Annotated in this window: 10 protein-coding genes and 4 tRNA genes; 6 read left to right on the forward strand and 8 right to left on the reverse strand. The window is 40.6% G+C overall.

From position 1 onward, the window contains the following. Nucleotides 1-16 precede the first annotated feature (16 nt). Both QQK02_RS09375 and QQK02_RS09380 read left to right on the forward strand, forming a co-directional pair. Nucleotides 17-820, forward strand: a complete 804-nt coding sequence (locus tag QQK02_RS09375; protein WP_284207741.1) for a substrate-binding periplasmic protein — start codon at nt 17-19, stop codon at nt 818-820. A gap of 171 nt (nt 821-991) precedes the next feature. After that, nucleotides 992-1,384 carry a hypothetical protein gene (locus QQK02_RS09380; RefSeq protein ID WP_284207742.1) on the forward strand — a complete coding sequence of 131 codons (393 nt, stop codon included), beginning with the start codon at nt 992-994 and terminating at the stop codon, nt 1,382-1,384. 36 nt (nt 1,385-1,420) lie between these two features. On the opposite strand, the gene QQK02_RS09385 is transcribed toward QQK02_RS09380, so the two are convergent. The 8 genes from QQK02_RS09385 to gltX form a co-directional block, all read right to left on the reverse strand. Then, nucleotides 1,421-1,666 (reverse strand): hypothetical protein, encoded by a 246-nt coding sequence (locus QQK02_RS09385; protein ID WP_284207743.1) that lies wholly within the window; start codon nt 1,664-1,666, stop codon nt 1,421-1,423. After that, entirely contained in the window at nt 1,632-2,762 is a 1,131-nt protein-coding gene (locus QQK02_RS09390; RefSeq protein WP_284207744.1) for an ADP-ribosylglycohydrolase family protein, read from the reverse strand. The genes QQK02_RS09385 and QQK02_RS09390 overlap by 35 nt, the downstream gene beginning before the upstream one ends. 10 nt (nt 2,763-2,772) lie before the next feature. Then, a complete protein-coding gene (locus QQK02_RS09395; protein ID WP_284207745.1) occupies nt 2,773-5,310 on the reverse strand; it encodes a beta-glucosidase in 2,538 nt (845 codons plus the stop codon). 7 nt (nt 5,311-5,317) lie between these two features. Beyond that, a complete protein-coding gene (locus tag QQK02_RS09400) occupies nt 5,318-6,088 on the reverse strand; it encodes a CBM9 family sugar-binding protein (protein WP_284207746.1) in 771 nt (256 codons plus the stop codon). Next, a complete protein-coding gene (locus QQK02_RS09405) occupies nt 6,072-6,605 on the reverse strand; it encodes a gluconokinase (protein ID WP_284207747.1) in 534 nt (177 codons plus the stop codon). Before QQK02_RS09405 ends, QQK02_RS09400 begins: the two co-directional genes overlap by 17 nt. Continuing rightward, nucleotides 6,598-8,991 (reverse strand): GH36-type glycosyl hydrolase domain-containing protein, encoded by a 2,394-nt coding sequence (locus tag QQK02_RS09410; RefSeq protein ID WP_284207748.1) that lies wholly within the window; start codon nt 8,989-8,991, stop codon nt 6,598-6,600. The genes QQK02_RS09405 and QQK02_RS09410 overlap by 8 nt, the downstream gene beginning before the upstream one ends. Beyond that, nucleotides 8,984-10,375, reverse strand: a complete 1,392-nt coding sequence (locus tag QQK02_RS09415; protein ID WP_284207749.1) for an MFS transporter — start codon at nt 10,373-10,375, stop codon at nt 8,984-8,986. The genes QQK02_RS09410 and QQK02_RS09415 overlap by 8 nt, the downstream gene beginning before the upstream one ends. Nucleotides 10,376-10,631: 256 nt before the next feature. Then, nucleotides 10,632-12,044, reverse strand: a complete 1,413-nt coding sequence (gene gltX, locus QQK02_RS09420) for a glutamate--tRNA ligase (protein WP_284207750.1) — start codon at nt 12,042-12,044, stop codon at nt 10,632-10,634. 238 nt (nt 12,045-12,282) lie between these two features. Here gltX and QQK02_RS09425 point away from each other — a divergent pair. From QQK02_RS09425 to QQK02_RS09440, 4 genes are all read left to right on the forward strand, one after another. After that, a tRNA-Val gene (locus QQK02_RS09425) sits at nt 12,283-12,358 on the forward strand. A 27-nt stretch (nt 12,359-12,385) separates the two neighbouring features. Beyond that, nucleotides 12,386-12,461: transfer RNA gene (locus QQK02_RS09430), tRNA-Val, on the forward strand. A gap of 144 nt (nt 12,462-12,605) precedes the next feature. Then, nucleotides 12,606-12,681 (forward strand) — tRNA-Val (locus QQK02_RS09435). Nucleotides 12,682-12,829: 148 nt separating this feature from the next. Further along, nucleotides 12,830-12,905 (forward strand) — tRNA-Val (locus QQK02_RS09440). Nucleotides 12,906-12,968: the final 63 nt, after the last annotated feature.

Genomic DNA, 12,968 nt, shown 5'->3' on the forward strand with positions numbered 1-12,968 from the left:
AAGAATCGTTTTCATTATGCGCCATTTGTATTGGCTTTATTATTTATTGTGCAGTTTTAGTTCCTGTGGAGCATTTAGTAATGAAAATATAGTCGTATACACAGAACAGTTCCCACCATATAACTTTTATCAAGACGGTGAGATTAAAGGGCTAAACATTGATTTAGTGAAAGCCGCGTGCCGCCTAAGCAAAATTGATTGTTCTTTTGAGTTATACCCATGGAAAAGGGCGTTTACCATGTCGCAAACCACACCTAATGGTGGGTTGCTATCAACGGCAAGAATCCCAAGCAGAGAAGATTTATTTCATTGGATTGGTCCGCTAGTTTCAAGCCCTACTTGCTTTTACAAGTTACGTTCACGAGACGATATCGTTGTCGAAACAAAAGAAGATCTATTAAATTATACCGTAGGCTTGCCATGGGCTGATATCTATGAACAGGTACTTACTCAATGGGGGTATGAGGAAGGTAAAAATTATATTACTTTTTCTGAGAAATATGCTTACTCGCGAGCATTTAAATCCAATAAGCTTGATTTGTTTCTTGCTTCATCAAATACCTTAAATGAACACTTAACTAAACTTAATCTAAATATTGAAGATGTTGAACCCATTTATTTGCTAGTAGACCCTATATTTGGCGGCAATTATTTAGCGCTGAACCTTCAAGTAAAGCCACAGCTAGTTAATAAATTACAGCAACAAGTAACCATGCTAATGAACTCTGACGAACTTGATACGTTTAAAGAAAAATACATCACTCATCTAGGTTACAAAACAAAAAACACATCAACGAGAGTAAAGCAATGTGAGTTATAGCCGATTATTTCCTCACCCTAAAGTCATTCCCGCCTAATTAATTTAGAGAATTATTCGAACATATTCACATTCACTACTATCTTTATAATTAACACAGCTCATCAGCATGTTAGCTGAAAACAGCCTGTTAAATTTTAGCGAGGCTTTTCTATATGGATTGTAGGTGATTTTATGCTTATTCAATTTGACTCTTTTAATATCAATATCGTTGATGAAGACATTGCAGAATTAATTGTAAATGATGGTGTTAAGGTTACCATTGAGACTTTCGAAGAACTCGAATCATGTTTTAATAAGCAGTTCAACGCTACTTTTGGTTTGCTCGTCAACAGAATTAATAATTACGATATCTCCTTTGCAGCGAAGTCTTTGCTGGGCTCTAACGAAAATATTAGTGCCATTGCGGTTGTTACCTATAACAAGCGCAGTAGCAATAAAACCAAAGAATTCATGGAGTTTCGAAAAGCAGACAAATTGATTATGAAAGAGTTTTCGGGTTTTTTACATGGCCGAAGCCAGGCATTAGATTGGCTAAAAGTACAATGCACTAAAAGTCATTCATAGCATTAAAAACCTTTTAACTGAGTGAAGTCACCTAAGTCACTCCTGCAAAAACAAAAACCACAAATCGCTGTTGCTATCAACGCGACCAAATTTATGAGCAATCATTATACGCTGTGTAATTTGAGTCATTCTTTCAGCCATTTTTAAGAGAGTGTCTTCTCCTTCTTGGTTTGGCGTATGATCAGGAAAATTTCGGCGTGTTCGATGAATCCAATAGTTGTCTGAAACACTGGTTAACTCAAAGGTTTTAATAATATGATGATAACCATATAAAAACCCCAAAAGCCCCCCCCCAAGTTGCCGTTGGATTGTCTGAATCCCAGCCTGTTAACGTGCCAATTTGAATCGTTCGCTTTATGTCCCCTTCACCATAAAACAAACTCACTAAACTCGCTGCAAAGTTTATACCCGCCTCAAAGGGATCATGATATTGATAACCATCATGACTATTCAACTGATAGCGATGATAAATATAGTCTCTTGTTGATTCCCAATTGTTTTTATCGGTGTTGTGACGATAATGGCGCCATATTTCATCAAACATTTTGGCAGGGTATTTATCATTTGATAGATACTTTCTTGCTTTTAAAGCGAGCTGTTGTGTTTGTTCTTTTCTGGTTAGCGATTTATCTACAGAGATAGCTAACGAGTGCATCACTACATAAAACCGAGCGATTTCCGCTGCTTCATCGCTCGCCGAAACCGCAATAGGTAATTCACTAAGTTTAAGGGCAATACTAGGATTGGCAGGCGCTAGCAAGCCAAAAAATTCAGTCGTTAATTGCGCGTCTATCATTTGCGATTTTGTATTGTTTTTTGGATTTGAAGTCGCTGGAGGTAAAACCCCATCGAGCATTAACTCATGGGCTCGTTGATTAGATTCCCACAAAAAATTTTCCTTTTGAGCTTCACTGTCAGGAAACTTACGAAAAAGTGGTGCTTCATCTTCTGGGTAAATATGAGTAAGCCAACCTTGCTGAATTTGTTTGGCCGAAAGGACGGGGGTTTTATGCTGCGATAGTAAATGCAGGTAAATGTACTCAATATCAGTGTCATCATCTGCCCCCCAAACGCCACCTATTGGCTCAATATAGAAGTCGATAACGCTGCTATGAGGCACGTACTCTCCCCAAATAGCCTTAAGATCAGGGGTTTTCCAGTCTTCATCAGTATAAAACGGCATGGTCTCTTTTGTGCCGACTTTATCCATTTCCGTAATTAACCCCGTCCAATTTGCAATGTTTTGACCCAGCCAAAAACCATGCAACTGCTCTACATATTGTGACTTACTGATCACCAAAACAGGCTCACTTTCATTTTTCGCGTAACTGATACTAGGTAACAAAACGAATAGCGCTGCACACCAAGTTATCGCCAAACGGCACCTACTAGTTAAGTTCAAACGACTGAGATAATCGTATATCATTTAGCGATGCTCCTATCCTCACGTAAAATATACCCGGCTCAGCAAGCCAATCATTAGTGTTAATATCCCAAAACGACATATCTCTTGGTTTTATAATGATGTCTACCGATTTGCTTTCACCAGGTTCTAAATACACTTTACCAAACCCTTTTAACTCATTTTCTGGGCGCTCAACACTTGATTTAACATCATGCAAATAGAGCTGGATAACTTCTGCTCCAGCTCGTTTGCCAGTATTAGTAACCGTTACACTAGCAATTTGCGACTGCCCTTGTTTTACTGACTTATGTTTTAATGTCAGGTCTGAATAGGCAAAGTTGGTATACGACAAGCCATGGCCAAAGGAAAACTCAGGGGTGATTTTTTGCTGTTCAAACCAACGATAACCAATGAACACGCCCTCTTTATAAAGTGACTCTTGAGCATTGTAGTCGTTTAACGCAATTGGCGCAGTATCTTCAAGACGCTTTGGTAAGGTAATTGGCAGTTTGCCGGAAGGGTTTGTTTTACCTAATAACATATCAGCAAATGCATTTCCTGCTTCCATACCTCCATACCAGCCCCATACAATAGCGTTGGCCTGCTCGGCCCATGGCATTTCTACCGCTGAGCCCGCAACCAGAAATACAACCGTATTGGGATTGGCTTCAACAAGCTTTGCGATCACTTCATCTTGTGAGCCTGGTAACTTCATGTGCGCGCGATCGATTGCCTCTCTATCATCACCATGAGATAAACCGCCAAAATAGATAACAGCATCGGCTTTTTTCGCGGCGGCTAAATAGACAGATTCATCGGTAAATAAGTCATTTGGCGCATCCCAACCTAAAGTAAACTGACCTTTACCTGAATAAACAATATCAAAGTTGTAGGTTTGCCCTGCCTTTAAATGGATACCCTGGCTCAATTGCGTTAGCGAAGATGTATCACCAGCTAGAACGGCGTCACCATTAACCAGCAATTTAAAACTGCCATCTACATTCGCTTTAAGTAAATGCTCGCCCGACTCCATCGGTTTAATTTGCGCCGACATTTTGATATGGCTAACATCACCTTGTTTTGATTCAAATTGACCATTGACAATCCAGTTTTCTTCAAGCGTTGTAGTCATTGCTGAATCTTGGTAACGAACCAACGTCCACGCGGGGGTACCTGTCCAATGTTTACTCGCAATGTAATCAGCGGCTATTGGCATTAACTTGCTCGAAGCTGCTCTCATGACTTGGATGTTGGCTTGTCCCTTGAGCGCGTTTTCAAGCCCTTGTAATGGGGTAATTTCATATGGCGTTTTTACTTCTGAAGAACCGCCTCCTAGGCCATGCACTTTGTCTGCATTTGGACCCAACACTAAGACATTTTTCAGCTTCTTGTTATCCAGTGGCAAGACACTGCCTTCATTTTTTAATAGCACAACACCTTCGCTAGCGATTTGTCGGGCAGCTAGCTGATGTTTTTTCGTGTTTCGCTCGCCAGTTAAGCGTTTATCATCAAGCAGCCCTACGCGAAGCATTAAACGTAAAACACGTTTCACTTTATCATCTAGCACTTCAACGGGTATTTCACCGTCGTTAATCATCTTTAATAATGGCTTGGCAAAAAAGTAGTCATCATAACTACCGACATTCGTGCCCATTTCTAAATCTAAGCCATTCATCGCAGCATCATAGGTATTAATGTCTACATTCCAGTCGGTTAACAAAACTCCATCAAAGCCCCATTGCGTTTTTAATATTTCTTTTACTAAATGCTTAGATTGGTTTGCATTGGTGCCGTAATATTCGTTGTATGCCCCCATAATGGAATATATACCACCTTGCTTAACGGCAGCTTCAAAGGCAGGTAAATAAACTTCTCGCAAGGTTCTTTCATCGGGTTTAGCGTTAACACCAATACGATTGAGCTCTTGGGTATTGAGAGCATAATGTTTTGCATTGGCGGCAACATCTTGTGATTGAATACCTTTAACGGCTGGTACAACTAAACTTGCTGCTAAAAACGGATCTTCCCCCATATATTCAAAGTTTCGACCATAAAGTGGCAGTCGGGCTAAATTAACACCGGGACCTAGAATAATATCCTTGCCACGATGTCGAGCTTCAGCGCCTAATACCTTGCCATGCAAACTAGCCATGTCGATATTCCAACTTGCGGCAACAGATGTTAAATGAGGAAGGTAGGTAGCGTAATCATCATCCCAACCAGCTGGCGACCAACTATCTCTCTCTATTTGATAACGCACACCATGAGGCCCGTCAGAAAGCCATAGCTCAGGCAAACCTAGTCGCTCAATAGCATTAACGTGAAACTTACCACTAGCGTGTACTAGGGATATTTTTTCTTCTAACGTGAGTTGTTTAAAAATGTCTTCGACAGTTTTTTCAACACCCAAAAGTCGTGCTTGTTGATGCTCCGACAAGTAACTCAAATCAATTTCTGCATGGCCGCTAGTCACTAATGAACAGCACACCAGTGTCATGGCAATTTTTGTTAAAGACGTCATTGACAACCTACTTTTTTGACTTAATAAGTTTGATATCACCAAACACATCTGCCGTGATATAGCCTAGATTTTTATCACCGTTTACAGGTGTGATTTTATGAGAGCCCATAAAGTGTTCTCGCGTTTCAGAACCATCGTTATCACAATAAGCGAGCATAAAGCCAAGCGTTTTACCTTCATTAAGTGGTACGCGAGTTCTCATTTTGCTGTTAGGTACAAACCTATCGTTATGCACTTCAATAGCGACTTCCCAAATAACCTTATAAGGTGGCGTAGATTGGCGTTTCCACTGACTGTTGATGTGTCGATTAAGCAATAAGAATGGACCATTAGGCGCGTCTTCAAAGCCAATATCTACCGCTTGGTTATCCAGTGCTATGTGATAGGCAAAAGCATTAAAATTAAACTGATGATTACCGCCCGAATGGTCTTCATCGATGAAAATTTCAAGACAGTCATCATCCCAATACTTTTCTAATGGGTTGGCATGCGCGTCAAATAAAACATCATCTTGAATTTCAGCGAGTAAATAGAGGTAGTTCTCATCCCATAACAATTTATATTGCCCACTAAAATCTTCCGCTGTTGGTATCTCACCAACGATATGATGCTCTAACGATCGCCAAGATGCTTGTTGCCAAACAGACTCACTCGCCTGACCATCAATAACAATTAGTTGTGACGTATATGGCACATCGTCAGCAGCAATAGCTTGAGGAAAAGAAGCGGATAGTAGCAATGCTGATGACGTTAAAACGGAATTAATTAGTTGCTTCATGAGTAAGTATGCCTTGTGTTTTCATATAGTTAATTGCTAACGCTAGTTGTTGTTCGGTGGCGTCTTCAACAGCTAATGTAAAAATTAAGTTTTCATCTGGTGTTAACGGTTCAAACAGCGCTAATTGACTCGTTAACATATTGGGTGATGCAAAATGAGATTTTCGTGCATTCATTCGTTCGGCGATAACACTAGGCTCTCCCGTGAGTAACAAGCCTATTGCACGATTACTGGCAGCCATGAGTTGTTTTCTTTGTGCGGCTATTAACCCTGAATACGCAAGAACAGTGATGCCACTCGCCTCATGTTGCAGATAATCAGATAAACGAGTGATCCAATGAGCCCTCATGACTTGGTCAATACTCTCACCGTCTTGCATAACCTGTTTTGCGGCTTCACTATGAAAGTCGTCAGCATCAACATAACTACCGCTAACACGTTCTGCCAGCGCTTTAGCAAGGGTACTTTTTCCTGTTGCGCTGATCCCCATCACTAAAATAGTACAATCGTTATTCACTTGGCCTCCTTGGCAAATCAACACGCAATTGGTAGGTTTTCCCTGCTTCAATTGAATCAATTCGAGGATGTTTTAGCTGTTGTTCGTTAAGCCAGATTTTCGTTTCATCAATCTCTATTTGTTGATAAGAAAATTCAATCGTTGCACCTCTAAAGTTGCGCGTACCTGTCAACGTAGGCAAAGAGCGAGGAAGTTTTGGCTGAATAAGCAAACCTTCTTTGTTACCTTTTAATCCACAAAGCTCTTCGACAACACAACGATAAACCCAGGCTACCGTTCCAGTATTAAATAGGTGACTAGATTTTCCAGCATAGTCAGGGAACTGATGATAAGCACCACGATAGTAATTAGGGATAAAGCTTGGCAATTGACCTCGAATAAGTTGATCCGCCTCGCTCGGCAACATTTTAGATAGCACCGAGAAAGCCATGTCATATTCACCAATTTGGTATAAAGCGTAGGCATAAAACACACTTGCGTGATTGTATACAGAGCCATTTTCAGCAACACCTGGAGATTTTTGTGTAATACGGCCAATCCCCTCATCCATTGCCGTATAACTTGGTGACAACATCATGACGCCATAAGGTGTTAACAACTGACTTTGCACGGCGTTTAGCATACTGTACTGTTTAGCTGGTGAAACGGCTTGGCTTAACAGTGCCCAGCTTTGTGGATTAAGGTAGATTCGTCCTTCTTCATCAGCTTTTGTACCAAATACTCGGCCATGATCATTGATACCACGTGCATACCAATCACCGTCCCAACAATGCTGATTGACTGCATGATTAAGTGCCTCTTTTGCTTGGGTAAATCGCAAAACGTTAGCTTGGCAGCTATTCTGCTGTGTTGAAGACACATAGTTTTTAACGATAGTTACAAAGCAATCAATACTGTAGGCACAAGCTAACGAAAGCCAACTTGAGACACCTTTTCCTAAATGCCCTACCATATTCATCGGATCGCACCAATCGCCTTGGCTAATATAACAAAGCCCGCGTTCGTCTCTTTGTAAGAGCAAGTAATCAATCGCTTTTTCTAAATGCGTTAATACCGAATCTTGCTGTTCACTATCTAGATAGCCACACCTATGATGTAAAATATCGACATCATTCGTCTCATCTAAATAACACAACAAGCAGATCGCTAACCAAGCGCTATGATCGCTATGAGGCACTTGATTAATGTATTTCAACTCGGCGTCTGGATTAAGCAAAATGCCATCTGGCATTTCACCAGTGATGTGTTGTTGTGAAATAGCGGTTAAAAAAGCCTGTTTGGCCCTTAATGGCGCTAAAAAACTCATCCCCATGTTGTCTTGCAAATAATTACGGGTTTGCGGATCTGTCGTGAGGCGGTTGGTTACGCCATGCATATTTATTTGTCGTGGTAACCAATGATTGATGTAATGAAACAACCTATCATCGCCAGAAAGACTAACACTCGTTGAACTGAATTCTTCTTTTCCATTGCTGTCGATGGTGCTAAGAAAGTTTGCTGATATTTCTTTGATGGCATTTTCATCTTTTGCCGGCCCAAAAAGCCATGTATTTTGAAAGCGTTCATTCGGTGCTAAAGCAAGGTTATACTGCAGACAACCACAGGCTACTTGATATTGTGTGCCCTGATTAGGTAGTTCACTTTGCACGATAGCATCAGGCAGTGTGAGACCGCCCTCGCCTTCAAACAATTGCTGATTGGCTAACCATGCATCAGCTTTGCCTTGAGACCATAAGAATGTTGTATCTTGCAATGACTGGTGTTCGTAATATTGCTCAACCTTTTGATACGGCGTAATTGATTTGGCGACAATCGCGTTTAGTTGTGGGCAAAAATCAGCTTGTTGATTCATCCATGACTGATAGCCAATCGTGAAATAAGGATATAACGCTAAGTTTTTGTTGACCTTACTTTGATTAACAACATGAATCTGCCAACATTCTACGACCGCATCATTGACAAGTTGAGCGGTAATTTCAAACGACACTTCTTGATGGATTATGTGCCAACAAATTTCATTGTTACGTTGTGAGAACTTAAAACTATCGAGGGTTTTACGCATCGGCTCGTGAGGTAACGAAAATACCTCTTGCGTATCAAGGTCCTTTACATAGAAAAATCGACCGGGATGATGAGCATAATAATGATGTTCAGGTTGAATAAACGTTTTAGCTTCTAAGCTAGGGCCATGACTATATTTAGCAGGCTCTGGTTGCATAAACTGACTGATAGCAAAGCCGCGGCAATTTAATTGCAACAACATATCTTTGTTATAAAGGTAACCATTAGCATGAGGCATTTTTTTGGCACAATGTAAGCTGACATCATCAGCTGAAACACTCACTAATGGTGTTATTGCCCTGTGGATGTTGTCATGTTTAGCCATTCACTTTACCCTCAGGCAATGCTTCATCATCGACTTGATCTTGTGAAAATATTTCAGCCTGTAATTCACTGACTTTTTCGTCAGACAACGGATAAAGCTTAATGATTATTACAGCAAACACCGCAAATACACCGGGAATAATCGTCATCAGTAAAATGATACCTTCGTTTGACTGAGCCGATTGCGCTTGGTTAGCAACATATCCCATTGAAGCAAGTAAATAGCCAATAAGTGCGCCAGCTAGCGCTCCACCTAATTTTTGAGAAAAAGCGGCGGCAGAAAACACCATCGCAGTGGCTCTGCGTCCTGTTTTCCATTGCGAGTAGTCAGCGGTATCTGCGTACATTGAAAAAACTAAAGGTGACTTAGGTCCAAGAAAAAATCCGATTAAGGCTTGAGTAACAAACATCAAAGGAATTTGATCTTTATCGATAAAGTAAAAAGCTGCCGACAACACCGAGACCAAACTCATCAAAATTAATAACAGGGTTTTCTTATCAAAAAAACGCATCATGATCGGTGTACTGGCCGCACCAAGCGCTAGTGCAATTAGGTAGGTCATAGAAAAGCTACCAATTAAATCAGGCCGTTCAACCACATACTTAAAGTAAAACGTTCCCGTAGAAGCGCGTAAGGATATTGTCAGCATAATGACGAGTGCTAGAACAAATAACACGAGCCAAGGTTTATTATTTCCAAGATCCTTTATGTCTTGTATCACACTACTTTGTTGATGCTTTGGCGGAGAGATACGCTCTTTAGTTGAAGCAAAAGTAATAAAAAATAATGCTGCGGCAATCACACCGTAAACCGCCATTGTTAATTGCCAACCTAATTGTTCATTACCATTACCTAAATAAGCGACCAATTCGGGTGTCATGTAGGCAACTAAACTTCCCCCCGAAAATGCACCAATAAAACGAAAGCTCGTTAGTGATGTGCGCTCTTTGGCATCTGCAGTCACTACGCCTAATAATGCGCCATAAGGCACATTAATAAAGGTATAGGTCAGCATCATAAAAATATAAGTGGCGTAAGCCCAAATAATCTTACCTTCTTCGTTTAAATCAGGCACTGTAAAGGTAAGCACACCAGCCGCAGCAATAGGAATAATGCCCCAAATAAGATAAGGCCTGAATTTTCCAAATCGCGTTTTAGTTCGGTCAGCAATCGCCCCCATGATAGGATCAGAAAACGCATCGATAATTCGGGTGACCAACATCATGGTACCAACAACCGCTGGATGTAAGCCAAAGACATCGGTGTAGAAAATAAAGAGAAACACATCGAAAACACGCCAATAGAAATTTGACGCGACATCGCCACAGGCGTAGCCAACCTTTTCTTTTAAAGAAAGGTGATGGGAACTTGTATTCAAGGACATAAAACTTCCTTTTTCAATTTTTATTATCAGTTTTATTTAACGACGTATGTTTAGTTCCCCACCTAAACGAAACATTCGCGTTGATATTTTTATTGCGCTCATCTATTCATCAATATAAAAATGTAAGCGCTTTCATCTCGACATTTAAAAGAGTAACTGCTGTCTAAAAAAAAGACAAGAAAATTAGCAAAATGTTTTACGAGCAATAAAAAAGCCGCGAACAATGTCGCGGCTTTAATAAGATTATTACTAGATATTAGCTATTTGCGATTCTTTCTGCCACAACAGCTAAAGCCATATCAATACGAGCCAATACTTTATCTTGAGGTAATAAAGCTAAGGTAATATCTAATGAAGGTGAGTTACCAGCGCCAGTTGCTGCCACACGCAATGGCATACCTACTTTACCCATACCTACTTCTAATTCACTCGCAGTCGCATTAATTGCTTCATGAATAGCTTCAGGCTGCCAGGTATCAAGTGCAGCTAACTTTTCTTTTACTAACATTAGTGGCTGTTGAGCAACACCACGTAAATGCTTTTTAGCTGCAGCAGCGTCAAATTCAGTAAAGTCTTGGTAGAAGTAACTTGATATTTGCGCCATTTCTTTTAACGTTTTAACGCGATCAGCTTGTACGTTAACAATGTCTTCCAAAGCTGGACCATTGTCAGTTGAAATACCTTGGTCAGCCATATGCCATGCTAAATGTTTAGCAACATAGCTTGGAGCCATTGTTTTCATGTAATGTTGGTTTACCCAAATCAGCTTATCAGTGTTAAATGCTGAAGGAGCGCGGTTACAGCCAGTTAAGTCGAATAACTCAATCATTTCGTCAATCGAGAAAATTTCTTGGTCGCCATGTGACCAACCTAAACGTACTAAGTAGTTTAATAACGCTTCAGGTAAGTAACCATCATCACGGTATTGCATTACGCTAACCGCACCATGACGTTTCGATAAACGCTTACCGTCATCACCTAAAATCATAGGAATATGAGCATAATGAGGTACTTCAGCACCTAAAGCTTTTAAAATATTAATTTGCTTAGGTGTATTACTAATATGATCGTCACCACGCACAACATGCGATACTTTCATATCCCAGTCATCAACAACAACCGTTAAGTTATACGTTGGAGAACCGTCAGAGCGTGCAATGATAAGATCGTCAAGCTGACTATTACTAATTGTAATATCACCCTTAACGATATCGTTAATCACAACGTCACCATCTAATGGGTTTTTGAAACGAATAACATAAGGCTTGTCTTCAGGATAGTCAGTGCGATCACGCCACATACCATTGTATTTTTCAATTTCACCTTTGGCTTTTGCTTCTTCGCGCATTGCTTCAACTTCTTCAGCGGTGCAGTAACAGCGATATGCGTTGCCTGATTCAATTAACTGAGTGATAACTTCTTTATAACGATCAAAGCGCTCTGTTTGAAAATATGGGCCTTTATTCCACTCTAGATTTAGCCAGTTCATCCCTTCAAAGATTGCATCAACAGATTCTTGAGTTGAACGTTCTAGGTCGGTGTCTTCAATACGTAAAATAAAGTCGCCGCCATTTTTCTTCGCATATAGCCAACTGTATAAGGCTGTGCGAGCACCACCAACGTGAAGATAGCCTGTAGGGCTAGGTGCAAATCGTGTTGTTAAAGTCATATTTTGCTCACAAAGTATGTTTAATAAGCGAGTTGCTTATTAATAAATAGGGATAAAATTGCGCGCTATTTTAACAAGCTATTTGGTTTAATACATCTTTATCTTGGCTTTGTTGAAAATACGTTGAGAAAACAACCAAAATGTTGAAATTTAAAGCGAACGAACAGTTTTTGAAAAAAAATTATCTTAAGTTGTTGACAGTCTATCGTGACCCCCTATAATACGCCCCCACAGAGACGGACGATTAGCTCAGTTGGGAGAGCACCGCCCTTACAAGGCGGGGGTCACTGGTTCAAGCCCAGTATCGTCCACCACTTCTCTGTGACGTTTATTTTCTTATCGGACGATTAGCTCAGTTGGGAGAGCACCGCCCTTACAAGGCGGGGGTCACTGGTTCAAGCCCAGTATCGTCCACCACTATTCTTGAAATGGTGGTGAAAATGGATAGACGAAATAGCTGGATAAGGGTGAGCAGCTTCTGCTCTTTACAATGCCCCAACCAATCACTGGTATAAAGCCAGTATCGTCGACCATAAAAGAAAGTAAACAATATTTTGATATGGACGATTAGCTCAGTTGGGAGAGCACCGCCCTTACAAGGCGGGGGTCACTGGTTCAAGCCCAGTATCGTCCACCACTATTCTTGAATAGTGCAAAGTTGATAGACGAATTAATCGGATACGGGTGAGCATCTTCTGCTCTTTACAATACCCGAACCAATCACTGGTATAAAGCCAGTATCGTCGACCACTTCAAAATATAAATCTTCTATCATCTAATGATATGGACGATTAGCTCAGTTGGGAGAGCACCGCCCTTACAAGGCGGGGGTCACTGGTTCAAGCCCAGTATCGTCCACCACATACTTTTCAAAAACTTCTAAATATCTACATTAAAACATTAAAACATTAAAACATTAAAACA

The sequence above is a fragment of the Thalassotalea eurytherma genome (assembly GCF_030161415.1).
In the GTDB taxonomy this organism is placed as follows: Bacteria; Pseudomonadota; Gammaproteobacteria; order Enterobacterales; family Alteromonadaceae; genus Thalassotalea_G; species Thalassotalea_G eurytherma.

Coding starts and splice junctions, on each gene's coding strand:
- QQK02_RS09380 (WP_284207742.1), top strand. CDS start 992: ATGCTTATTCAATTTGACTCTTTTAATATCAATATCGTTGATGAAGAC.
- gltX (WP_284207750.1), bottom strand. CDS start 12,044: ATGACTTTAACAACACGATTTGCACCTAGCCCTACAGGCTATCTTCAC.
- QQK02_RS09410 (WP_284207748.1), bottom strand. CDS start 8,991: ATGGCTAAACATGACAACATCCACAGGGCAATAACACCATTAGTGAGT.
- QQK02_RS09375 (WP_284207741.1), top strand. CDS start 17: ATGCGCCATTTGTATTGGCTTTATTATTTATTGTGCAGTTTTAGTTCC.
- QQK02_RS09395 (WP_284207745.1), bottom strand. CDS start 5,310: ATGACGTCTTTAACAAAAATTGCCATGACACTGGTGTGCTGTTCATTA.
- QQK02_RS09400 (WP_284207746.1), bottom strand. CDS start 6,088: ATGAAGCAACTAATTAATTCCGTTTTAACGTCATCAGCATTGCTACTA.
- QQK02_RS09415 (WP_284207749.1), bottom strand. CDS start 10,375: ATGTCCTTGAATACAAGTTCCCATCACCTTTCTTTAAAAGAAAAGGTT.